The sequence below is a fragment of the Sphingomonas sp. CFBP 13720 genome (assembly GCF_014842075.1).
Lineage (GTDB): Bacteria > Pseudomonadota > Alphaproteobacteria > Sphingomonadales > Sphingomonadaceae > Sphingomonas.
Window position 1 is genome coordinate 458116 of record NZ_JACYVA010000001.1, and the last position, 21702, is coordinate 479817.

Here is a 21702-nt window from a genome sequence, read left to right on the forward strand (position 1 = left end):
GGATCGCTCCCGGCGGCCATGCTCGTTCGGTGATCTCAGGCGGTTACGCGCTCCGGCTCAGGAACTGCGTCAACTCTGCCTTTGACACCGCCTTCGACTTGTCTGCATCGGCCGATGCGAACGCCTGCTTCACCCACGCCTTCACCTCAGGCTTGTCGGCGGTCACCTCCGGCTCGCTCGCCGATCGCAATGCGACCATCCATTCGCCGAACTGTCGCTCGGTCAGCTGGCCCTTCCCGTCCTTGTCGTACTTCGGGAATTCCGCCTCGACGATCTGCGCGATCTGCGTTCCAGTGGCGGGCTGGCCCGCTTCGGCGGTGGTCTGCGCGGTCTGCGTTGCCGGATCGGGCTGCGTAGCGGGGGCGGCCGGTGTCGCGCCGATCACGTCCGATGCTTCCTCGGGTGCAGTCGTGGCGGGTGCACCGGGCACCGTCTGTGCGGGGGCAACAGTGGTCTGCGCCGGTGCGGCATCCTGCGCAAATGCAGGGGTCGACATCAGGACGGCACTGGCGAGAAGAATACGCTTCATCATCGAATTACTCCTTTACGGATTGGTTCGTGTACTTATCGCATAATCCGACGATGCATCGGAACGACTATGCGACGACCCAACCAATCTAGGTCGTTTCGGTCTCGTTTGAACCCCTTTTTTAGCTTCTTCTATCGCACGACAGGCTCGATTCGCCCGCAACCTGTTGCTATGGCGCGGCCAAGCGTTCGCCCCTTTCCGAAAGGCATCCGATGATTCCGCGCTATTCCCGCCCCGCCATGGTCGCGCTGTGGCAACCCCAGACCCGATTCCGCATCTGGTTCGAGATTGAGGCGCACGCCACCGACGCGCTCGCCGATCTGGGCGTGGTCCCGCGCGAGGCGGCGGCAAAGATCTGGGCATCGAACGACGCCGACTTCGACGTCGACCGGATCGATGCGATCGAAGCGGAAACGAAGCACGACGTCATCGCCTTCCTGACGCACGTGTCCGAACGCACCGGCCCCGAAGCGCGCTTCCTGCATCAGGGGATGACCAGCTCCGACGTGCTCGACACCGCGCTGGCGGTGCAGCTTGCCCGGGCGTCTGACATCCTGCTCGCCGATCTCGACGCGCTGCTGGTGGTGATCGAACGCCGCGCACGCGAACACAAGCTGACCCCGACCATCGGGCGCAGCCACGGCATCCATGCCGAACCGGTGACGTTCGGCCTGAAGCTGGCACAGGCCTATGCCGAATTCGACCGCTGCCGCACCCGCCTCGTCAACGCGCGCGCCGAAGTCGCGACCTGCGCCATCTCGGGCGCGGTCGGCACCTTCGCCAATATCGACCCCGCGGTCGAGGCGCATGTCGCGGCAAAGATGGGCCTGACGGTCGAACCGGTGTCGACACAGGTCATTCCGCGCGATCGGCATGCGATGTATTTCGCGACGCTGGGCGTGATCGCCGGCTCGATCGAGCGGCTCGCCACCGAGATTCGTCACCTGCAACGCACCGAAGTGCTGGAGGCGGAGGAATATTTCTCGCCGGGGCAAAAGGGGTCGTCGGCGATGCCGCACAAGCGCAATCCGGTGCTGACCGAAAACCTGACCGGCCTTGCCCGCATGGTGCGCGGCTATGTCACACCCGCGCTGGAAAACGTCGCGCTGTGGCATGAACGCGACATCAGCCATTCGTCGGTCGAACGCTATATCGGTCCCGACGCCACCATCACGCTCGACTTCGCGCTCGCCCGCTTGACCGGTGTGATCGACAAGCTGGTCGTCTATCCTGCGCGCATGGCCAAGAACCTGCACAAGATGGGCGGTCTCGTCCATTCGCAGCGTGTGCTGCTGGCGCTGACCCAGGCCGGCGTCAGCCGCGAGGACGCGTACCGCTATGTCCAGCGCAACGCGATGCAGGTGTGGGAATCGGACGGCGAACTGTCGCTGCTCGAACTGCTGAAGGCGGATGCCGACGTCGCGGCCGCGCTGTCTGTCGAGGAGATCGAGAGCCGCTTCGACCTCGATTACCACTACAAGCACGTCGACACGATCTTCGCGCGGGTGTTCGGGGCGGCGTAAGCGATGGCCCGGCTACCAGCCCCGCCCCGGACAACGGGTAACGACGACAGATGACGATGGAGACGGTGCAGGACCGCGGACGCCTTCGGCGCTGGTGGTCGCTATGGGCGGTCGGCGGTGTCGATCACGACGCGATCCTGCGCCAGATCGCGGAGGATTCGGGTTGGAGCGGGCGGTACGCGTTCCTGATCGTCATCTCCGCCGCCATCTCGCTGCTCGGCCTGTTGATGCCGTCGGTCGCGGTGCTGATCGGCGCGATGCTGCTGTCGCCGCTGATGATGCCGATCATCGGCCTCGGATTCGGCATCGCGACCGTCGATACCCGCGAGATTCGCCGGGCGGCGACCGCGTTGCTGGTCGGCGCACTGCTCGCGGTCGCGCTGTCGGTCGTCTGCGTTGCGCTGTCGCCGATCCAGACGATCACCAGCGAGATCGCGGGCAGGACGCGGCCGACGCTGTTCGACCTGCTCGTCGCGCTGCTGTCGGCGGTCGCCGGCGCCTATGCCCTGATCCGGGGCCGTGGCGGCACGGTGGTCGGCGTCGCGATCGCCATCGCGCTGATGCCGCCGCTGGTGGTGGTCGGGTTCGGCATCGCGACGCTCAACTGGACCGTGTTCGCCGGATCGCTGCTACTGTTCCTGACCAACGCCATCACCATCGCGCTGACCGCCGCTTTGGTGGCGCGGGTCTATGGCTTCGGCAGCCACCTGTCGCCGCAGCATACCGGCTGGCAGCTAATCCTGTTCGTCGTCGCGCTGGGCCTGTTGTCGGTGCCGCTGGGCACCGCGCTGCGCCAGATCGCGTTCGAAGCGGTGGCGCAGCGACAGGTCCGCGAAACCATCAGCGAACGCTTCCCCGACGCGTCGCGGCTGGGCCAGCTCGACATCGACTTCACGGCCCGGCCGATCCGTATCCGCGCGGTCATCCTGACTCCGCGCATCGATCCCGACGCCGACCGCGTGCTGGCGGCGGCCCTGCGCCGACGGCTGTCGCAGCCGATCGACATGCACGTCGATCAGCTCAACGTCATGCCCGACGATGCCAGCGTCGAAGCCGCACAGATCGCCCGAGCCGGCAGCGCGGCGGGCGCGGGCGAGGCGCAGCGACGGCAACGCGCCGTCAGCGACCTAGCACTGATCGCCGGAGTCGCACCCGAAACGGTCCGGTCGGACACTGCGTCACGATTGCTGGCGGCAACGGCGGGCGCGTTGCCCGGCCTGCCCATGGCCGGCTATCGCGCGCTGGAAGCCCGCGCCGCGCAGGCACTGCCCGACTGGCAGGTATTGCTCGCACCGCCGGTCGACGTGGAACTGCCCCCGGTTCCGGTGACGGCCGGGGTCGTCGACGACACCGCGTTGAGCGTCGCGGCATGGGCATCGACCCGGCGCGACCTTCCGCTTGCCGTCGATGGAGGAACCTTGGCGCAACGTCGTGCGATCGCAACGGGGATCACGGATCGCGGCGGGCGTGCCGACCCCGGCATGGCCGGCGGTCCGATACGACTGCGATGGAATGAACCGGAAGGCCCGTCGCGACCGACTGCGCCGAACGACGGACCGGAACCTCCGACGGTGCGATAGCGACGCGAACCCACCGGATCACCCTTTGACGGCGCGCTCCATATAAACCGCATCGTCCCCGAACCCCGCCGCGCCACCGGGGACCGCGACGAAACCCTGTCGCGCCCAATAACCATCGGCACCACCGACCGCGATCAGGGCCAGCGTCGCAATACTTTGATCGGCGGCATTGGCGGCAAGGGTCGGCAGCAGGCGCTCGACCGCCTGTTCCCCCCGCCCCTCCGGCGCGACGACCACGTCATGAAGATACCAGCAGTCCGCCGCCGCCGGGATCGCGCCCAGCGTGGTGTGCATCGCGGGCGGCGCGAACCGCATCCATGGATGACTGATGCAATGGCCGAGGATCGCGTCGCCGTCGGTCAGGACAAAACACCCGTCCGGGGCCAGCGCGATGCGTTCGGCATACAGCTCGGCCGCCTCGCCATACGCGCCCAGTCCGGCGCGGGCGAGCGTGGCGATGGCCGGCGCATCCGCCGCCATCGCCCTACGCCAATCAGCCACCAAGCGCCGTTTTCAGCCGCCCGAAAAAGCCGCTCGATTCCGGGCATTCCTCGCCGGTTTCGGTTTCGCGGAACGCTTCGAGCAGTTCCTTCTGCCGCGACGACAGGCGGGTCGGCGTCTCGACCTCGATATGGATAACCATGTCGCCATGACCCCGCCCCTGCAGCACCGGCATGCCCGCGCCGCGCTGGCGCAGTTCCTTGCCCGACTGGATGCCGGCCGGAATACGGACGGTATGCTTGGCCCCGTCCAGTCCGGGGATGTCGATCACCCCACCCAATGCAGCGGTCGTGAAGCTGATCGGTGCGCGCGCATGCAACGTCGTGCCTTCCCGTTCGAACAGCGCATGCCGCTTGATGTGCAGGAAGATATACAGGTCGCCGGACGGTGCGCCGCGCGCGCCCGCCTCGCCATTGCCGGTCAGCCGGATGCGCGTGCCCTCGTCCACGCCGGGCGGCACGTTGACTTCCAGCGTCTTGGTCTGTTCGACCCGGCCCTCGCCATGGCAGACCGGACACGGATCAGTGATGACCTGCCCCGCGCCGTGACACGTCGGGCACGCCCGTTCGACCACGAAGAATCCCTGCTGCGCCCGGACCTTGCCGTGTCCGGCACAGGTCTGGCACATCCTCGCCGCCGTACCCGGCGCGGCACCACCGCCGCCGCACGGACCACACTGCGTCGACACGTCGACCGTGATTTCGGTCCGCTTGCCGTGATACGCCTCGTCCAGCGAGATTTCCATGTCGTAGCGCAGATCGGCCCCGCGACGCGGCCCGGCACGACCCTGTCGCCCGCCGCCGCCGCCCATGAATTCGCCGAACACGCTTTCGAAAATATCGGAAAAGCCGTTGAAGTCCTGACCGCCGCCGCCGCCGGCCCCGCCCTGCCGGAACGCCGCATGGCCCATCCGGTCGTACGCCGCGCGCTTTTGCGGGTCCTTCAGACAGTCATAGGCTTCGCTGACCGCCTTGAATTTCGCTTCGCTGTCCTTGCACCCGGCATTCTTGTCGGGGTGGAACTTCATCGCCAGACGACGGTACGACGTCTTGATCGTCGCCGCGTCGGCGGTGCGCTCGCATTCGAGCAGCTCGTAATAATCGACTTCGGTGCTCATCGAACAGCCCTCAAAGCCCTCTTCCCGTCCGCGAAGAGGCATGGAGGCGGACGCGCAGCCGACGGATGCCGACCGGCGCTACCGCTTCCCGGTCCGCTCCCCGCGATGGCGGGGAGAGGATAACAGGTTACGCCTTGCGGCTGTCGTCGACTTCGGAGAATTCGGCGTCGACGACATCGTCATCGGCCTTGTCCCCGGCAGCATCGGCGGCGGGCGACGCCTCCGCCTGCTGCTGCTTCTCATAGATCGCCTGACCCAGCTTCATCGCGACCTGCGCCAGCGCGGCGCTCTTTTCGGTCATGCGATCGCTGTCGTCGCTTTCGACCGCAGCCTTCGTCTCGGCGATCGCCGCCTCGATCTCGGCCTTCAGCGACGCGTCAACCTTGTCGCCGTTATCGACCAGCTGACGCTCGGTCGTGTGGATCAGCGATTCGGCGTTGTTCTTCGCTTCGGCTCCGGCACGACGCTTCTTGTCTTCCTCGGCGAACTGCTCGGCATCGCGCACCATCTGGTCGATGTCGGCGTCCGACAGGCCGCCCGACGCCTGGATGCGGATCTGCTGTTCCTTGCCGGTGCCCTTGTCCTTCGCACTGACGTTGACGATGCCGTTGGCGTCGATGTCGAACGTGACCTCGATCTGCGGCACGCCACGCGGCGCGGGGGGAATACCGACCAGATCGAACTGACCAAGGACCTTGTTGTCCTGCGCCATCTCGCGCTCGCCCTGGAACACGCGGATCGTCACCGCCTGCTGGTTGTCGTCGGCGGTCGAATAGACCTGCGACTTCTTCGTCGGGATCGTCGTGTTGCGGTCGATCATCTTGGTCATGATCCCGCCCAGCGTCTCGATGCCCAGCGATAGCGGCGTCACGTCGAGCAGCAGCACGTCCTTGACGTCGCCCTGCAACACGCCCGCCTGGATCGCCGCGCCGATCGCCACGACCTCGTCGGGGTTCACGCCGGTATGCGGTTCCTTGCCGAAGAAGTTCTTCACCACTTCACGGACGCGCGGCATGCGCGTCATGCCGCCGACCAGAACGACCTCGTCGATCGCGCTCGCCTGCACGCCGGCATCGGCCAGCGCCTTCTTGCACGGCTCCAGCGTCCGCTTGATGAGGTCTTCGACCAGCCGTTCCAGATCGGCACGGGTGATCGACTTGACCAGATGCTTCGGACCCGTCGCATCGGCGGTGATGAACGGCAGGTTCACGTCGGTCGTCTGCGTCGACGACAGCTCGATCTTCGCCTTTTCGGCCGCTTCCTTCAGACGCTGGAGTGCCAGCTTGTCCTTGGTCAGGTCGATGCCCTCGGCCTTCTTGAACTCGTCGGCCAGGAACTGCACGATCTTGGCGTCGAAATCCTCGCCGCCGAGGAACGTGTCGCCGTTGGTCGACTTCACCTCGAACACGCCGTCGCCGATTTCCAGCACGGAGATATCGAACGTACCGCCGCCAAGGTCATAGACCGCGATGGTCTTGTTGTTGTCCTTATCGAGACCGTACGCCAGCGCCGCCGCCGTCGGCTCGTTGATGATGCGCAGCACTTCCAGACCGGCGATCTTGCCCGCGTCCTTGGTCGCCTGACGCTGTGCGTCGTTGAAATATGCCGGGACGGTGATGACCGCCTGCGTCACCGTTTCACCCAAATAGGATTCGGCGGTTTCCTTCATCTTCTGAAGGATGAACGCGCTGATCTGCGACGGCGAATATTCCTCGCCGCCCGCCTTGACCCACGCGTCGCCGTTCGGCCCGCGTGCGATCGAATACGGGACCAGTTCGGTATCCTTCTTGGTGATCGGATCGTCGAATCGCCGGCCGATCAGGCGCTTTACCGCGAAGATCGTGTTGTCGCCGTTCGTGACCGCCTGCCGCTTGGCGGGCTGTCCGATCAGCCGCTCGCCATCCTTGGCGAACGCGACGATCGACGGCGTGGTGCGGGCCCCTTCCGCATTTTCGATGACCTTGGGGCTTCCGCCCTCCATCACCGCGACGCAGCTGTTGGTCGTGCCCAGATCGATGCCGATAACTTTAGCCATGGTCCCTCATTGGCCCCCAAGTTGAACGAATTGCGAAACCCACGGCCCAGGGGAGGGCGCGGCGGGTCGTTACGAGGGCGGATATAGGCAGGGTTCGCCTTGCCGCAAGATTATGCGGGGCATAGGGAACCAATCGTATCGGAACGGGAGTGTACACGATGCGGATGCGGTGGACGGCATGGACGGCGGCGCTGGCGATCGGTGCCTGTCAGCAGGCGCCACGGGTGGACGACGCATGGGTCCGCCTGCCCGCCCTGCCCGGCCACCCCGCCGCCGGCTATGCCACGCTGACGCCGGGTTCGGCGGATCGCGTGCTGCTGTCGATCGAAACGCCCGCCGCCGGGCGGGTCGAACTGCATCGCAGCATGACCGGCCATGGCGGCATGGCGACGATGCAGCCGCTCGACCGGCTCGACGTCCCGCGCGGGGCCATCGTCCGCCTCGCCCCCGGCGGCAACCATGCCATGCTGTTCGACGTGCGCGGCGACCTGAAACCCGGCGGCACCGTCCCCATTACCTTCCGCTTCGCCGATGGCCCGCCGGTCACGACGACCGCCCGCCTGATCGCGGCGGGCGATCCCGCCCCCGAATAACCAAGGACACGCTGCACCTGCGATGGTCAGCGCGTCCGGTGCAACAGCGCGATCAACTCGCCCTGTCGCCGCGCGCCGGTCTTGTCGAACAGCGCCTTGACCTGCGTCCGCACCGTTTCGACCGAACATCCGCGCGCGGTCGCGATCGTCTTCAGATCCGCGCCGGTCGCCAGCGACGCCGCGACCGCCGCCTCTCCAGCGGTCAGCGGGTACAACTCGCCCAGCAACGCCGCCGTCCGCGCATGGGGCGCGGACCGGACCGACAGCATCGCACGCGCCTGCGAAAACGGTCCCGACGGCCGGTCGGGCAGCGGACCGCACTCGACCACCATCGGCAGGTCGCCGCCGGTGCCGCGCAGTATGATTCGCCCCACCGTCCTGCGCTGCCGCCGCGGGTCCGTCGCCTGTGCGAACGCACGTGACAGCGCGACGTCTTCGGCCGGATCAGCGGCGACGATCCGCCCGCGCCGGACCTTCAGATAGCCACCGTCCATCAGCAACGCTTCGGCGTCGCACGACATCCGCACGACCCGCCTCCCCTCGCCCAGCAGGATGACGGTCGCCGCCAGCGCTTCCACCGCCGTCAGCATCGCGCCGTCGATGGCGCTGCCCAGCGTGACCGCCTGCGCACAGATGTCCGCGATCGCCGGCACGATCGTGGCGGCCAGCCGGCGCTCATCCTCGTCATAGGGGGCGCGGCTGCGCATCGCGGTGAAACTGCCGCGCGCGCCGGCGCACGCGATCGGAACCATCGCCGAATGGTCCGCATCGCTGCGGCGGAACAACTGGTACATCGGACTGCGCGCCCGCTGCTGCGCGTCGATCACGTCGTCGTCGACGAAACAGCGGTTCGTCGCATGGGTCAACGCGACATGCGTTCGCGGGTTGATCGCCGGATTCAGCCCCCCGATCGCCAGATACTCCGCGATCATGTCGTCGGTCGCACCAACGATATGGTTGAATGCCGGCGCACCATCCTCCCCCAAAGCCACCAGATGCACCATTTTTGCCGACATTGCCGTTGCGGCAGTCGCCAAGGCTTCGTTCCAGTCGCACGCGCCAAACGCGGCCTGTCGGAACCGTTCGATGATCGCTTGTGGATCACGCATCGCATCCCCTTCCCCCGGAATTCCTTCGATTCGATCGATAATTCCCCCATTCGGGGGATGTCGCAGCGTAACGACCAAGGCAAGTCACGCGCGGCGCGCGGATAAGTCCGTCGCCGTACATGCAAGGTATTCAAACGGAAAAACCGTGGGATATCAACAAGGGGGTTCAGTAATGCGCAAGATCATCCTCGCCGCACTAGCGGGCACCATCATGGCGACTCCGGCACTGGCGCAGACGCAACCGCAGCCGGTGGCCGACGCCGAACCGAAATCGACGATCGCAGCCGGCGTCACTGCCGGATCGCTCGGCATCGGGCCTGAGTTCGGGTGGCGTATCAACGATACCGTCGCGATCCGCGGCAATGCGACGTTCTTCGGGATCAACGGATCGTTCGATTCCGACGATCTGGAATATGACGGCGAACTCAAGCTTCGCTCGTTCGGGGCGATGGTCGACATCTATCCCTTCGGCGGCAATTTCCGCTTGTCCGGCGGTGCGCGCATCAACCGGAACGAGATCGAGATCCTTGCGACCCCGACCGGCACGTTCGAGATCGGTGGTGAGGTATACACGCAGCAACAGGTCGGAACGCTCAGCGGTCGCGCCGACGCCCGCAAGGTCGCACCGACCTTGACGCTGGGCTGGGCCGGGCAGAATCGCCGCGGCTTCATGGTCGGCTTCGAAGCGGGCGCGATGTTCCAGGGGGCGATGCGCATCGACGAATTCCGCGCCACCGGCACTGCCGCGAACGACGCGACCTTCCGCGCGAGCCTTGAGGAAGAGCGCCGCTCGCTTCAGGACGACGTCGACAAGGTCAAGGTGTACCCGATCCTGCAACTCTCCATCGGCTATCGGTTCTGACGGGCCCGCCGGGGAACGGCATGCGTGACGTTTCCCGGCGCCGGCTGCTGTTGCGCCGACTTGGCAAAACCCGAGGGCCGGTGAACGGAACGATCCGCTCCCGCCCTTTACCCCGACCGGCGAACCGGCCAGAAGTCCGCATGGCCACCCGCCCGCTGACCAGTTCAGAAGTCACGCTCGCCCGCACCATGTTCGGGGATACGATCCGGTATGACGAAGCGCGTATCGCCAACCGCAAATGGGCGTTCTTCCAGCCGAAACAGGTCGCGATGGCGCCCACCGGCTGCATCCATTTCCATCCGGGCGGCACGCTCTACCGCGACGATTTCGCGCAGGCCGGACGCGATCTCGCCGCGCTGTTCCTCCACGAAATGACGCATATCCACCAGACGCAGCATCGCGGCCGCTTCTGGTTGCCACTGATGCGCCACCCGTTCTGCACCTATCGCTACACGATCGTTCCCGGCAAACCGTTCGACGCATATGGCATCGAACAGCAGGCGGAGATCGTCCGTCATGCCTTTCTGTTGCGGCAGGGGATTGCGGTGAAGGACAAGCCGCCGGTCGACGTGTACGAAGCGTTGCTGCCGTTCGAGCGGCAAGGCGCTTGAGTCAACGCGGCAGCCTCCAGTCGAAGTTCAGCGCCTGGTAGGATTCGACCGGCTGCCCGTCCGCATCCAGTCCGGGCTGAAAACGACCGCGTTCGGACAGGATGAGGCACGTGGCCTGATCGAGGGACGGCACGCCGGACGATCGCAGTATCCGACAGTCGGACAACCGGCCGTTGGCCGCGATGGTCATCCCGACGAAGGTTGGCCCTTGCACCTTCGCCTTCCCTGCAGCTTCGGGATAATCGCGGTCTGTCATGAACGTGCCGGGGTTGCCACGCGGCGGCTTGGCAACGCGGGCAACCTTCGTCGCGTCATAGCCGAATTTCCGAAGGAGATCGGCTTCGCAGCGCCGTAAACTCGCTATCGCCGATTTGCCGAGCGAGAGCGCGACGACGACCGATGGGCCGTTCGGCGCATCAATCGTGATCGCGGGCGCGTCTACCAGCGATTCGAGTTCGTTGCTTGCCAGAACATATCGCAGGACGGCGCTGTCGCCGGTCGGCAGGTGGAACCGCGTGCCGGCCGTCTTGATCGGCGCCTCGCGCCCCGGAACCGTCAGCGTCACGTTCGTCGAACCTTGCCTGCCCAGTTGCTTGCGTGTGCCGGTGACGAGCGTCGTTACCGTACCGCCGAAGAAGCCGGGTTCGAACACCAGCGTGACCGGCGCTGCGGTATCGCCGTAGGTTCGGGTCAGCGAACAACGGCTGTCGCCATAGTCGAGATTCCATGGTGCGGCAGGTTGGAGCGCCGGCGGGTCCCCACCCGACGCCCACGCCACCAGCGCCGCCAGCATGATCGTCCGCATCATTGTCCCCCTATGCCGCTTTCCGGCACGGAGGATGCCACCCGACCATACCCTTCGCAATCACCGGAACCGCAAGTCGGCTCAAACTGTTGAGGCGGCGAAACGATTTTGAAAGTCCTGCCTCATGACCACCCGCACCGGCGCTACCGCGCTCGCCCGCCTCGGCTTTGCTGCGCGGGGCGTCGTTTATGTCATCGTCGGATGGTTCGCGATCGACGCGGCGTTTCGCGGCGGCAAGGTCGGTGACAATCAGGGTGCGATTGCCAGCCTTGTGGACGAACCGTTCGGCGAAATCCTGCTCGGCGTCATGGCGGCCGGACTTGCCGGCTATGCACTTTGGCGACTGACAGAAGCGGTGACCGATCCGGAGGCACGGGGAGGCACCGCAAAGGGGGCGTTCCGCCGGGCAGGCCACGCCGTCAGCGGCATCGCCCACGTCATCCTTGCCTGGACCGCCGCACGTCTCGCGCTGCACGCAGGCAAGGCTGCCGGCGGGCGTGCCGGTGGAGAGGATAGCGCGCAGGACTGGACCGCATGGCTGCTTGGCCAGCCGTTGGGCCAGATATTGGTCGGTCTCGTCGCATGCGCACTGCTGGCGGCGGCGGTGCAGCAGGCAACCAAGGCATGGACCGGCAAATTCGTTCGCGATCTGTCGCCCGGTACGCCGGTGCCCGATCATGTCTGCACCATCGGTCGCATCGGTTACGGCGCACGCGCGCTCGTCTTCACCCTGATCGCGCTGTTCTTCGCGGCGGCCGCATATGCGTCCGATGCGGACGAGGCGGGCGGTATGGCGCAGGCGTTGGGCACGTTGCAGCGTCAGTCGGGCGGACAGTTGCTGCTCGGCCTGACTGGCTTGGGGCTGATCGCCTTCGGGGCATACAGCTTCGTCGAAGCCCGCTGGCGGCGGATCTCGGTCGATCTACCGGGCTGAGCGATGGACGCGGACGACGCGCTACGCAGGCGCTGGCTTGACCTGACCCGCCGCACGCTGCCCGCGCTGGCAGAGTCGCGCAACTGGCCGGTATCGGCGGATCACTGCTTCCAGCGCATCCTGCTCGACAACGCATGCGGCGGGTGCTGGTACGATCACATCACCGGACGTCCCGCCTATGTCCATGCCGATCCCGCCACGCTTGCTCGTGCGGTCGCGCTGGCCGACGCGGTGCAGGCTGGAACGGCCGATCTGGCCGTATTGAACCGTCGGTCGCTCGACTGGCGCCGGACCCGCCGCCCCTCGTAACCGCCGGATCGCGACCCCATCTGCCCGACTGGCATTACCCGAAGAACGAAGATAGAACGGACCCCATGAGCCTGACCCATATCTCCGTCCGCGGCGCGCGGGAACACAACCTCAAGGGCGTGGATATCGACATCCCGCGCGATACGCTGACGGTCATCACGGGGTTGTCGGGATCGGGCAAGTCCAGCCTCGCCTTCGACACCATCTATGCCGAGGGGCAGCGGCGGTACGTCGAATCATTGTCCGCTTATGCGCGCCAGTTCCTTGAACTGATGCAGAAGCCGAATGTCGAGCATATCGAAGGGCTCAGCCCCGCCATCTCGATCGAGCAGAAAACGACGTCCCGCAACCCGCGCTCGACGGTCGCGACCGTGACCGAGATCTACGACTATATGCGCCTGTTGTGGGCGCGTGTCGGCATTCCCTATTCGCCCGCCACCGGCCTTCCGATCAGTGCGCAGACCGTCAGCCAGATGGTCGACCGCGTCATGGCGCTGCCCGAAGGTACGCGACTGCTGTTGCTGGCACCCGTCGTGCGCGGTCGCAAGGGCGAGTATCGCAAGGAACTGGCCGAATGGGAAAAGGCCGGCTTCCAGCGCGTCCGCGTCAATGGCGAGGTCGTTCTGATCGAGGACGCACCCGCGCTCGACAAGAAGTTCAAGCACGATATCGAGGTCGTGGTCGATCGTCTGGTCGTGAACGCGGACATTGCGACGCGACTGGCGGAAAGCTTCGAAACGGCGCTTAAACTGGCGGACGGCCTCGCCTATGTCGACCTGATCGACACGACCGTCGCGGATGTTCAGGCGGGCACCACGCCATCCATTCCCAGCGAGATCGAAGGACGCGCGACCGAAGCAGCGCCGCAGACCGGCAAGCTGAAAGGCGCCGGCATCCCCGAAAACCGTATCGTCTTTTCCGAACGCTTTGCCTGCCCCGTCTCCGGTTTCACCATCGCGGAAATCGAGCCGCGGCTGTTCAGCTTCAACGCGCCGCAGGGAGCCTGTCCGTCGTGCGACGGCCTTGGCGAGCGGCTGGAGTTCGACGAGGACTTGATCGTCCCCAACCACGAACTGTCGATCAAGAAGGGTGCGGTCGTCCCGTGGGCGAAATCCAACCCGCCCTCGCCCTATTACATGCAGGTGCTGGGGAGCCTCGCCCGCGCCTACAGCTTCGACCTCGACACCGCGTGGAAGGATCTGCCCGACGACATCCAGCGCGTCGTCCTGCACGGCACCGCCGGCAAGCCGGTCACGCTGACCTTCATCGACGGCAAGAAGTCGTACGACGTGAAGAAGCCGTTCGAAGGCGTGCTGGGCAACCTCAACCGCCGCATGCTGTCGACCGAAAGCGCATGGATGCGCGAGGAACTGTCGAAATATCAGGCATCGCACCCGTGCGAGACTTGCCACGGCGCACGGCTCAAGCCGGAAGCGCTGGCGGTCAAGATCGCGATGAAGGACATCGCCTATGCCACGCATCTGTCGGTGGTCGACGCGCTGGCGTTCTTCACCGACATGCCGGCGCATTTCAATGACCAGCAGCGCGCGATCGCTGCGTCGATCCTGAAGGAGATCGTCGAACGGCTGGGCTTCCTGAACAATGTCGGTCTCGATTATCTCAATCTGGACCGAACCAGCGGCACGCTGTCGGGTGGCGAAAGCCAGCGCATCCGCCTCGCCTCGCAGATCGGCAGCGGGCTGTCGGGCGTGCTCTACGTGCTGGACGAACCGTCGATCGGCCTGCACCAGCGCGACAACGACATGCTGCTCAAGACGCTGCGCCGGCTGCGCGATCTAGGCAACACCGTACTGGTCGTCGAACATGATGAGGATGCGATCCGCACCGCCGACTATGTGATCGACATGGGGCCGGGCGCGGGCGTCCATGGCGGCGAGGTCGTGGCGAAGGGCACGCTCAAACAGATATTGAAGGCCAAGGGGTCGGTCACCGCCGATTACCTGAACGGCACCCGCAGCGTTCCGCTGCCGGCGAAACGCCGCAAGGGCAATGGCAAGAAGCTGACCGTCCACAACGCCACGGCCAACAACCTGACCGGCGTCACCGCGTCGCTTCCGCTCGGCACCTTTACCTGCATCACCGGCGTGTCGGGATCGGGCAAGTCCAGCTTTACGATCGATACGCTCTATGCCGCCGCCGCGCGCACACTCAACGGCGCGCGAATTCCGCAGGGAAAGCACGACAAGATCACCGGCCTGCAATATCTCGACAAGGTCATCGATATCGACCAGTCGCCGATCGGCCGCACCCCCCGGTCCAATCCCGCCACCTATACCGGTGCGTTCACGCAGATCCGCGACTGGTTCGCCGGACTGCCGGAAAGCCAGGCGCGCGGCTACAAGCCCGGCCGGTTCAGCTTCAACGTCAAGGGCGGCCGGTGTGAGGCGTGCCAGGGCGACGGCGTGCTCAAGATCGAAATGCACTTCCTTCCCGACGTCTATGTCGAATGCGATGTGTGCCACGGCGCACGCTACAATCGCGAAACGCTGGAGGTGAAGTTCAAGGGCCACAGCATCGCCGATGTGCTGGACCTGACCGTCGAGGACGCGGTCGAGTTCTTCAAGGCGGTGCCGCCGATCCGCGACAAGATGGCGATGCTGGCGGAAGTCGGGCTCGGCTACGTCAAGGTCGGGCAGCAGGCGACGACCCTGTCGGGCGGCGAAGCGCAGCGGGTGAAGCTCGCCAAGGAACTCGCGCGAAGAGCGACCGGTAACACGCTGTATATCCTCGACGAACCGACCACCGGTCTGCATTTCGAGGATGTTCGCAAACTGCTTGAAGTACTCCACCAACTGGTCGAGCAGGGCAACACCGTCGTCGTGATCGAACATAATCTCGACGTCATCAAGACCGCCGACTGGATTTTGGACATGGGACCCGAAGGCGGCGTCAAGGGCGGTCGCGTGGTCGCGGAAGGCGTGCCGGAAGTGGTCGCGGAGGTAGAGGGAAGCTTTACCGGCCGATATCTGAAACCGTTGCTGACGCAGCGCGTGGCGGCGGAATAAGCGATCGGCGGCGGCGCGGGCGGGCGGGATCGGCTGCTGGTTGCCGGTTGCCGGTTGCCGCCGTTGTCCGGGCGGAAGCAGCCGACGGGCACCTGCTTTTGCCGTGCCGATCGGACGAGGCAGGCGATCGAACCCATGGTCCGGTCCCGGCCCGACGGAATTTCCAACACCCAGGCTGGCCCTTCGTACGGGGCCGCCGGATACGCCTACGTCCATGGAACCTATACGCGCGATCGGCATTCGATCTTGATCCAGATAAAGGAGAGGATTGCCATGCGCGCACTCACCCTCGGCGTCGTCGCCGCAGCTACGCTCGTTTCGGGTTGTTCCGATTTGGGCATGGGCGGCCGGCCCGGTTATGCCGATGCCGGCTATAGCCGCTATGACTATGACCGGCCCGACCCAGCCTATAACGGGTACGATGCCGCACGATATTATCGTGACGATCGCCGCTATCGCGAACGCCGGCTGTCGAACAACGACCGCGTCTATGTCGGCAATGACGGTCGCTATTACTGCCGCCGCAACGACGGAACGACCGGTCTGATCGTCGGCGGAATCGCAGGCGGCGTGCTCGGCACCGCGCTTCGTCCGGGCGGATCCGGACTGCTCGGGGCGTTGCTGGGCGGCGTCGGCGGTGCGGCGGCAGGTCAGGCGGTCGATCGCAGCAGCGGCAATCGCAACGTCCGCTGCCGGTAACGGACCGAAGACGGCGGCGGAGTGCACCAACTCCGCCGCTGACCTCTGTAACCGTTCAGGTCGGCGCGCGGCACTTGCAAAAATCGCGCGACCGGTCCATATGAGGTTCTGCTAAAGTCGCAAATCGACGGTTCCCTGCTTTGCGGCACGTTCCTTCTTTCCCTGCAGCCCAACGCGACGGGCCTCGGGCGTTTCCGTGGTCCGGATACCAAAGAAGGAAATACCATGGCCATTCTCGGCACCGTCAAGTTCTTCAACGTCGATAAGGGCTACGGCTTCATCGCTCCCGATAACGGTGGCGGCGACGCATTCGTCCACATTTCGGCAGTCGAACGTGCCGGCATGGTTACGCTGAACCAGAATCAGCGCGTCGGCTATGAGCTGGAGCAGGACCGTCGCGGCAAGACCAGCGCAGTCAATCTGACCGCTGCCGACTGATGATCCGGCGCGGGTGGCGGATCGTCCGCCACCCGCGCCAGTCTTTTTGAAAGGGGCACTGCATGGCCGATAATCCCGAAGCCTATCGCAGCCGCGCCGCCGTAGAGCGCGCCAATGCCGACGCCGCGACGCTGGACAATGTCCGCGATCGTTGCCGTCGTGCCGAACAGGCATGGACCGCCATGGCCGATCGTGCAGAGCGCACGACCGAGCAGCGCCTGATCCGCGAAGCCGCCACTGCACGCCGTGTGGACGTGACGCTCGCCGATTGAACCACGAACGATCCCGGTCGTTGGTATGAACAACGAAAGGGAAGTCCATGGCAAAACACAAGAAATTCAAACAGAAGCCGCCGGTGCGCCGTGATGTCGGAGTTTCGACCATCCGCACGGTGGCTATCGCCGCGACCGGTGTCGTAATTGGTCTGGCGGGGATTTTACTCGCCCGTCGCAACCGTACTGCCACCAGTGACACGGGACATCCAGCGCCGGATCTGGCGCTCGATCGGCCGCATCCCGGCTCGAACGATCGGGCGCCGGACGCATTCCGACCCGATCCTACCGCCGCAGTTCCGGCGTCGGAACGTGACGCACTCCGGCCTGCGACCGGGCCTGCGCCTTCGATGGTGGAACCGCGCGGCAGCATGGCATCACAAACCGCCGGCAACAGTGGCTGAACCGTCAGTCGTCTGACGGCTCGGCTTTCCCGACATCGTTCGTCGGATCGAAATCGCGTGCTGGATGTACCTTATCGGCCGGGCGATCCAGCGTATCGCTCGGCTGTTTGGCGTCGCCCTTGTTCTGATGTTCGGTCGAAAGATTACCGTCGGCCATGATCGTTCTCCTCCACCGATCAACCACCGGACCGGGCCTTCGTTGCATCAACCCCCGAACCGCGCCGCGATCCAGATCGTGCGTGGAACCGCGCGCTCGACGACACCGTCCGCGCCGATAGCGGCTTCGACCCGGACATCGGTGAGATTTTCGGCGCGTGCCTCGATCCGCAGCCCGGGCGTCACTGGCAGCGTTATCACCCCGTCGAACGTCAACGCATCGTCCAGCGAACGCGTATTGCCGTCATCCTCGAACTGCCGCCCGATATAGCGTGCGGTCGCCGACACCCCTGCCCGTTCACGCCGCCAACCGATCGTCGCGGCGGCGCTGTGTGCTGGCGTCTGCGCAGGGCGCAACCCGTCCAGCGTCGGATCGCGGACGACCGCGTCGGTATAGGCATAGGATAAGCGCGCTTCGACCGGACCCGACTGCGCCTGCGCGTCCAGTTCGACGCCGCGCACCCGAATACGGTCCAGATTGGCCCGCCGCCGGAACACGCCGGCAGCCGATACAAAGCCGACGCCGGGGAACGTCCCCGGCCCGTTGGCGACCGTGACGTTGGCGATACCGTCGTGCAGGTCGTTGACGAACGCCGTCGCGGCCATCCGAACCTGACGCGCCGGGCGTAGCCCCAGTCCGACTTCACCACCCCACATCGTCTCGGGACGAAGTGCGGCGTTTGCGGCGGTGGCGTCAGCTCCCACACGAAACGGTCGATATAGTTCGTTCAATGTCGGCAGCCGCCAGCCGCGATAGCCTGCCGATCGCAGCGTAATCGCGCCTTTGGTCCACGCTACCCCTGCCCGGCCGGTCGGCTGCCACCCCGACCGGTCGGCAAAGCTGCTGTCGGTCAGCACCCCGCCCACCAGCGGCGTTTCGAGCAACCGGCCATTGGCCACGCTCCATCGATCGATCCGCCCACCGAGGCTGAAGGTCAGCGACTCCCGTCCGGCGCTCAGGTCGACGAACGCCCCGGCGGTAACGTTCCGTCCGCCCGCCGCCCGGCGACGGGTCGGGTTTCCCGCGACATAGCTGTAAAGTTCCTGCGTCTGCCCTTCGACCACGCGCAGATCGCCGCCGGCCCGCACGGCCACCGCACCGAACGTCGGCGCGATCTCCGCGCGCCCGCCCCATCCGGTGGCGGGAACATTATATTGATCGAGGGTCATCGTCGTGCTCGCCCGTCCGGCTCCTACGCTTGCGAAACGGCTGGCGAACGCGCGCGTCTGGAGATAGCCGAGCAGCGACCAGCCGACGGCGCCGCGCCCGACCAGACGCAGGCTGGCATCGGCCCCTTCGCTACTGTTCTCGGTAAAATCCAGTCCGCGGTCGCGACGGTCGGTGAAGGCGGAAACATTCGCCTGTAATTCGGTCGCATTGTCGAGCGACAGCACCGCGCGTACCGCGCCGCTCGCCTGTTCGAACGGCGCGGGCCGGTCCGCCGCACCGCGATCCCCCGCCACCACCGGCACGAACCCGTCACCACGCACATAGGCACCCGAAACGGTCGCGAAGCCGCCGTCGCGGACCAGCGACGCCGCGGCCCGGCCATCGATCGATCCGCGGCTGCCTGCCGCCACGCTGCCCGACAGAGGCGCGAGTTCCCCGGGCGTCATGCTTTCCAGTTCGATCGTGCCCGCCAGCGCGCCGGGGCCGGCGATACCGCTACCCCCGCCACGGGTCACGCGGATGCGACCCAGACGATCGGTTGCATAGGCCGGAAACGCAACCCAGCCGCCGAACGGGTCCGCCTGCGGAACGCCGTCGAGCAACAGCAATGCGCGACTGGACGCGTTTCCGCCAAGACCGCGCAGGGTGATCCCCTGACTGGTCGGGTTGGCGGTGCGCGAGTCCGATCGGCGGAACTGCTGCAGGCCCGCGACGTCACGCAGAACGTCCTCCAGCCGCCCGCTCGCGGCGTCGAGGATACGTGCGCGGTCGAGGGTGACGATATCGTACACGCGGTCGCCTGGAGCATCATCCAGCCCGCGTCCGGTGACGACGATCTCCGGTTCGTCGACGCTCTGCGCCATCGCCGACGTCGGAAGAACCGCCAGCAAGCCCATGATTTTCTTCAACAAATACTCCGAACGGCCGATGGTCAGACCGTGAAGCTTTCCCCGCACCCGCATGCGCCCTTGGCATTGGGGTTGGCGAAGACGAACCCCGCAGTGAAGTCGTCCTCCACCCAGTCCATCGTCGAACCGATTAGATACAGGATCGATCCGCCATCGACGAAGAAGGTGCCGCCGGGGGTCTCGATCCGTTCGTCCATCGGATCGGCGACCGTCACATAGTCGACCGAATACGCCAGGCCGGAACAGCCGCGACGCGGCGTCGACAGCTTGACGCCGATGGCATCCGCCGGCGCGCGTGCCATCAGGTCGGCGATGCGACGATGTGCGCCGGATGTCAGGTTGATCGCCGCCGGGCGAACGCGCGTGGCCATTACAGCATCCCCAGTTCGAGCTTGGCTTCGTCCGACATTTTCTGCGGATCCCACGGCGGGTCCCAGACGAGATTGACGTCGGCGGTCGACACGCCGGCGACCGCGCCGACGCGCAGTTCGACTTCGGCCGGCATCGATTCCGCCACCGGGCAATTGGGCGTCGTCAGCGTCATCGACACGACGACATGGCCGTTGTCCGCCACCTCGACGCCGTAGATCAGCCCGAGGTCATAGATATTGACCGGGATTTCCGGGTCATAGATTTCCTTGAGCGACGCGACGACCGCTTCGTAGATATCGCCGCCGGGTTCGCCCGACCCGACCGGTTCGGGCTTCTGCGCAAGAAAACCGTCGAGATAGTCGCGACGACGCGGTTCGGGCGTCACGTCCTCGACCCGTGCCTTGGGTGGCGGGGCGACCGCGTCGACTTCCTCGACGCTGAAACTGCGTTCGTCGTTCATCCGAAAATCCTGCTCACTCGTTCCAGTCCGCGTACCAGCGCATCGACGTCGCCCGCTCCGTTATACACGCCAAAGCTGGCCCGGGCGGTCGCGGGGACACCCAGCACGTCCATCAACGGTTGCGCGCAGTGATGGCCGGCACGGATCGCCACGCGTTCCTCGTCCAAGATGGTGCCGACATCGTGCGGATGCACCCCCTCCACCTCGAAACTGACGATTCCGGCGCTGTCGTCCGGTCCCAGCAGACGGACCGAATTGATCCGGCCAAGCGCCTCGCGCGTCATGCGTACCAACGCGGTTTCGTGGGCATGGATCGCCCCCAGCCCGATCGTCTCGACATAGTCGATCGCGGCATGCAGGCCCAGCGCGCCGACGATATGCGGTGTCCCCGCCTCGAACCGTGCAGGCGGTGGGGCATAGGTGGTGCGGGCGAAGGTGACGCGATCGATCATCGCGCCGCCACCCTGCACCGGGTCCATCGCGTCGAGCAGCTCGGCGCGGCCCCACAGCACGCCGATGCCGGTCGGGCCGTACAGCTTGTGCGCGGAAAAGACGTAGAAATCACAGTCGAGTGCCGCGACGTCGACTGCGATCCGCGGCACCGCCTGACATCCGTCGAGCAGCAGCTTTGCCCCGACCGAATGCGCGATATCTGCGGCGCGGCGCCCGTCGAGGACCGATCCGAGCACGTTCGACACCTGTGCCAGTGCGACCAGCCGGTGTTCGGGACGGATCATCGCCGCCATGGCATCCAGATCGATCCGGCCATCGGCAGTCAGCGGCACCACGTCGATCGCCGCTCCGACCCGTTCGGCGACCAGTTGCCACGGCACGATATTGGAATGATGTTCGAGCATCGACAGCAGGATACGGTCCCCCGCCTTCAGATGCCGTGCCGCCCAACCCTGTGCGACTAGGTTGATCCCCTCCGTCGCGCCACGCACGAAAACACATTCCTCCGGCGCGGCGGCACCGATGAAGCCCGCAACCCGGCGGCGTGCCGCTTCATAGGCGAGCGTCATGTCGGCGGATCGCTGGTACACGCCGCGATGGACCGTCGCATAGCTGGTGTCGTAGCCGCGCGTGATCGCGTCGATCACCACCTGCGGCTTCTGCGCGGTCGCAGCCGTATCCAGATACGCCCAGCCCGAGGGGATCGCGGGAAAATCGGCAACGTAATCGAGCGGGCGGGTGTCGGCGAGAAGGGTCATGCGGCCGCGCTCCTACAGGTAAACTCAACGCGATCGGTGCTGCGATCGTCGAAACGGGTACGGCATCCGCCGACGAT

23 protein-coding genes are annotated in these 21702 nt (G+C 65.8%); 12 read left to right on the forward strand and 11 right to left on the reverse strand.

The genetic code is table 11. The features are described 5' to 3' along the window. Window positions 1-43: 43 nt before the first annotated feature. Complete coding sequence (locus IFT55_RS02255) at window positions 44-532, reverse strand: EF-hand domain-containing protein (protein ID WP_192088756.1); 489 nt, start codon at window positions 530-532, stop codon at window positions 44-46. A 209-nt stretch (window positions 533-741) separates the two neighbouring features. Here IFT55_RS02255 and purB point away from each other — a divergent pair, with 209 nt between their 5' ends. Both purB and IFT55_RS02265 read left to right on the forward strand, forming a co-directional pair. Continuing rightward, window positions 742-2052 carry an adenylosuccinate lyase gene (gene purB / locus IFT55_RS02260; protein ID WP_192088757.1) on the forward strand — a complete coding sequence of 437 codons (1311 nt, stop codon included), beginning with the start codon at window positions 742-744 and terminating at the stop codon, window positions 2050-2052. Window positions 2053-2102: 50 nt separating this feature from the next. Next, window positions 2103-3632 (forward strand): DUF389 domain-containing protein, encoded by a 1530-nt coding sequence (locus IFT55_RS02265; protein ID WP_249403528.1) that lies wholly within the window; start codon window positions 2103-2105, stop codon window positions 3630-3632. Between the two features lie 18 nt (window positions 3633-3650). On the opposite strand, the gene IFT55_RS02270 is transcribed toward IFT55_RS02265, so the two are convergent. The 3 genes from IFT55_RS02270 to dnaK all read right to left on the reverse strand — a co-directional run bounded on the left by IFT55_RS02270 (window position 3651) and on the right by dnaK (window position 7285). Further along, the gene (locus IFT55_RS02270) at window positions 3651-4133 is read right to left on the reverse strand and encodes a GNAT family N-acetyltransferase (RefSeq protein ID WP_192088758.1); all 483 of its coding nucleotides are present in this window, start codon (window positions 4131-4133) and stop codon (window positions 3651-3653) included. Further along, window positions 4126-5250 carry a molecular chaperone DnaJ gene (gene dnaJ, locus IFT55_RS02275; RefSeq protein WP_192088759.1) on the reverse strand — a complete coding sequence of 375 codons (1125 nt, stop codon included), beginning with the start codon at window positions 5248-5250 and terminating at the stop codon, window positions 4126-4128. Before dnaJ ends, IFT55_RS02270 begins: the two co-directional genes overlap by 8 nt. Window positions 5251-5377: 127 nt before the next feature. Beyond that, window positions 5378-7285 carry a molecular chaperone DnaK gene (gene dnaK, locus IFT55_RS02280; protein ID WP_192088760.1) on the reverse strand — a complete coding sequence of 636 codons (1908 nt, stop codon included), beginning with the start codon at window positions 7283-7285 and terminating at the stop codon, window positions 5378-5380. 158 nt (window positions 7286-7443) lie between these two features. Between dnaK and IFT55_RS02285 the strand changes: the two genes are divergently transcribed. After that, window positions 7444-7878, forward strand: coding sequence for a copper chaperone PCu(A)C (locus tag IFT55_RS02285; protein WP_192088761.1), 435 nt, complete (start codon window positions 7444-7446; stop codon window positions 7876-7878). 26 nt (window positions 7879-7904) lie between these two features. Here IFT55_RS02285 and IFT55_RS02290 read toward each other — a convergent pair whose 3' ends face one another. Next, window positions 7905-8987 carry a helix-turn-helix transcriptional regulator gene (locus tag IFT55_RS02290; RefSeq protein ID WP_192088762.1) on the reverse strand — a complete coding sequence of 361 codons (1083 nt, stop codon included), beginning with the start codon at window positions 8985-8987 and terminating at the stop codon, window positions 7905-7907. A 172-nt stretch (window positions 8988-9159) separates the two neighbouring features. Here IFT55_RS02290 and IFT55_RS02295 point away from each other — a divergent pair, with 172 nt between their 5' ends. Both IFT55_RS02295 and IFT55_RS02300 read left to right on the forward strand, forming a co-directional pair. After that, on the forward strand, window positions 9160-9849 hold the full coding sequence (locus IFT55_RS02295; RefSeq protein WP_192088763.1) for a hypothetical protein: 690 nt from the start codon (window positions 9160-9162) through the stop codon (window positions 9847-9849). A 140-nt stretch (window positions 9850-9989) separates the two neighbouring features. Beyond that, window positions 9990-10460 carry a vgr related protein gene (locus IFT55_RS02300; RefSeq protein WP_192088764.1) on the forward strand — a complete coding sequence of 157 codons (471 nt, stop codon included), beginning with the start codon at window positions 9990-9992 and terminating at the stop codon, window positions 10458-10460. 1 nt (window position 10461) lies between these two features. On the opposite strand, the gene IFT55_RS02305 is transcribed toward IFT55_RS02300, so the two are convergent. Further along, window positions 10462-11268, reverse strand: coding sequence for an energy transducer TonB (locus tag IFT55_RS02305; RefSeq protein ID WP_192088765.1), 807 nt, complete (start codon window positions 11266-11268; stop codon window positions 10462-10464). A 121-nt stretch (window positions 11269-11389) separates the two neighbouring features. Here IFT55_RS02305 and IFT55_RS02310 point away from each other — a divergent pair, with 121 nt between their 5' ends. From IFT55_RS02310 to IFT55_RS02340, 7 genes are all read left to right on the forward strand, one after another. Continuing rightward, a complete protein-coding gene (locus IFT55_RS02310) occupies window positions 11390-12199 on the forward strand; it encodes a DUF1206 domain-containing protein (RefSeq protein ID WP_192088766.1) in 810 nt (269 codons plus the stop codon). Window positions 12200-12202: 3 nt separating this feature from the next. Beyond that, window positions 12203-12508 carry a GCN5-related N-acetyltransferase gene (locus IFT55_RS02315; protein ID WP_192088767.1) on the forward strand — a complete coding sequence of 102 codons (306 nt, stop codon included), beginning with the start codon at window positions 12203-12205 and terminating at the stop codon, window positions 12506-12508. A 65-nt stretch (window positions 12509-12573) separates the two neighbouring features. Continuing rightward, window positions 12574-15534: an excinuclease ABC subunit UvrA gene (gene uvrA, locus IFT55_RS02320; protein ID WP_192088768.1), complete on the forward strand. Its 2961-nt coding sequence runs from the start codon at window positions 12574-12576 to the stop codon at window positions 15532-15534. A gap of 273 nt (window positions 15535-15807) precedes the next feature. Then, on the forward strand, window positions 15808-16233 hold the full coding sequence (locus IFT55_RS02325) for a hypothetical protein (protein WP_192088769.1): 426 nt from the start codon (window positions 15808-15810) through the stop codon (window positions 16231-16233). Window positions 16234-16458: 225 nt separating this feature from the next. Continuing rightward, entirely contained in the window at window positions 16459-16671 is a 213-nt protein-coding gene (locus IFT55_RS02330) for a cold-shock protein (protein ID WP_192088770.1), read from the forward strand. A gap of 62 nt (window positions 16672-16733) precedes the next feature. Continuing rightward, the gene (locus IFT55_RS02335; protein ID WP_192088771.1) at window positions 16734-16943 is read left to right on the forward strand and encodes a hypothetical protein; all 210 of its coding nucleotides are present in this window, start codon (window positions 16734-16736) and stop codon (window positions 16941-16943) included. Window positions 16944-16990: 47 nt separating this feature from the next. Beyond that, window positions 16991-17347 (forward strand): hypothetical protein, encoded by a 357-nt coding sequence (locus IFT55_RS02340; RefSeq protein ID WP_192088772.1) that lies wholly within the window; start codon window positions 16991-16993, stop codon window positions 17345-17347. A 4-nt stretch (window positions 17348-17351) separates the two neighbouring features. Here IFT55_RS02340 and IFT55_RS02345 read toward each other — a convergent pair whose 3' ends face one another. From IFT55_RS02345 to IFT55_RS02365, 5 genes are read right to left on the reverse strand one after another with little or no spacing between them, the layout of a single operon-like run. Then, window positions 17352-17504: a hypothetical protein gene (locus IFT55_RS02345; protein ID WP_192088773.1), complete on the reverse strand. Its 153-nt coding sequence runs from the start codon at window positions 17502-17504 to the stop codon at window positions 17352-17354. 47 nt (window positions 17505-17551) lie between these two features. Beyond that, window positions 17552-19582: a TonB-dependent receptor gene (locus IFT55_RS02350; RefSeq protein ID WP_342029209.1), complete on the reverse strand. Its 2031-nt coding sequence runs from the start codon at window positions 19580-19582 to the stop codon at window positions 17552-17554. A gap of 23 nt (window positions 19583-19605) precedes the next feature. Next, window positions 19606-19953, reverse strand: coding sequence for a HesB/IscA family protein (locus tag IFT55_RS02355; protein ID WP_192088774.1), 348 nt, complete (start codon window positions 19951-19953; stop codon window positions 19606-19608). After that, window positions 19953-20414 carry an SUF system Fe-S cluster assembly protein gene (locus IFT55_RS02360; RefSeq protein ID WP_192088775.1) on the reverse strand — a complete coding sequence of 154 codons (462 nt, stop codon included), beginning with the start codon at window positions 20412-20414 and terminating at the stop codon, window positions 19953-19955. The genes IFT55_RS02355 and IFT55_RS02360 overlap by 1 nt, the downstream gene beginning before the upstream one ends. Next, entirely contained in the window at window positions 20411-21625 is a 1215-nt protein-coding gene (locus IFT55_RS02365) for a cysteine desulfurase (protein WP_192088776.1), read from the reverse strand. Before IFT55_RS02365 ends, IFT55_RS02360 begins: the two co-directional genes overlap by 4 nt. Between the last annotated feature and the right edge of the window lie 77 nt (window positions 21626-21702).

Bases quoted from the DNA above. Each gene is read 5' to 3' on its own strand.
- IFT55_RS02290 (WP_192088762.1), bottom strand. From the start codon at position 8,987: ATGCGTGATCCACAAGCGATCATCGAACGGTTCCGACAGGCCGCGTTT.
- IFT55_RS02295 (WP_192088763.1), top strand. From the start codon at position 9,160: ATGCGCAAGATCATCCTCGCCGCACTAGCGGGCACCATCATGGCGACT.
- IFT55_RS02330 (WP_192088770.1), top strand. From the start codon at position 16,459: ATGGCCATTCTCGGCACCGTCAAGTTCTTCAACGTCGATAAGGGCTAC.
- dnaK (WP_192088760.1), bottom strand. From the start codon at position 7,285: ATGGCTAAAGTTATCGGCATCGATCTGGGCACGACCAACAGCTGCGTC.
- IFT55_RS02315 (WP_192088767.1), top strand. From the start codon at position 12,203: ATGGACGCGGACGACGCGCTACGCAGGCGCTGGCTTGACCTGACCCGC.
- IFT55_RS02365 (WP_192088776.1), bottom strand. From the start codon at position 21,625: ATGACCCTTCTCGCCGACACCCGCCCGCTCGATTACGTTGCCGATTTT.
- IFT55_RS02335 (WP_192088771.1), top strand. From the start codon at position 16,734: ATGGCCGATAATCCCGAAGCCTATCGCAGCCGCGCCGCCGTAGAGCGC.
- IFT55_RS02305 (WP_192088765.1), bottom strand. From the start codon at position 11,268: ATGATGCGGACGATCATGCTGGCGGCGCTGGTGGCGTGGGCGTCGGGT.
- uvrA (WP_192088768.1), top strand. From the start codon at position 12,574: ATGAGCCTGACCCATATCTCCGTCCGCGGCGCGCGGGAACACAACCTC.
- IFT55_RS02265 (WP_249403528.1), top strand. From the start codon at position 2,103: ATGACGATGGAGACGGTGCAGGACCGCGGACGCCTTCGGCGCTGGTGG.
- purB (WP_192088757.1), top strand. From the start codon at position 742: ATGATTCCGCGCTATTCCCGCCCCGCCATGGTCGCGCTGTGGCAACCC.
- IFT55_RS02285 (WP_192088761.1), top strand. From the start codon at position 7,444: ATGCGGATGCGGTGGACGGCATGGACGGCGGCGCTGGCGATCGGTGCC.
- IFT55_RS02360 (WP_192088775.1), bottom strand. From the start codon at position 20,414: ATGAACGACGAACGCAGTTTCAGCGTCGAGGAAGTCGACGCGGTCGCC.
- IFT55_RS02300 (WP_192088764.1), top strand. From the start codon at position 9,990: ATGGCCACCCGCCCGCTGACCAGTTCAGAAGTCACGCTCGCCCGCACC.
- IFT55_RS02355 (WP_192088774.1), bottom strand. From the start codon at position 19,953: ATGGCCACGCGCGTTCGCCCGGCGGCGATCAACCTGACATCCGGCGCA.
- IFT55_RS02310 (WP_192088766.1), top strand. From the start codon at position 11,390: ATGACCACCCGCACCGGCGCTACCGCGCTCGCCCGCCTCGGCTTTGCT.
- IFT55_RS02340 (WP_192088772.1), top strand. From the start codon at position 16,991: ATGGCAAAACACAAGAAATTCAAACAGAAGCCGCCGGTGCGCCGTGAT.
- dnaJ (WP_192088759.1), bottom strand. From the start codon at position 5,250: ATGAGCACCGAAGTCGATTATTACGAGCTGCTCGAATGCGAGCGCACC.
- IFT55_RS02325 (WP_192088769.1), top strand. From the start codon at position 15,808: ATGCGCGCACTCACCCTCGGCGTCGTCGCCGCAGCTACGCTCGTTTCG.
- IFT55_RS02345 (WP_192088773.1), bottom strand. From the start codon at position 17,504: ATGGCCGACGGTAATCTTTCGACCGAACATCAGAACAAGGGCGACGCC.
- IFT55_RS02255 (WP_192088756.1), bottom strand. From the start codon at position 532: ATGATGAAGCGTATTCTTCTCGCCAGTGCCGTCCTGATGTCGACCCCT.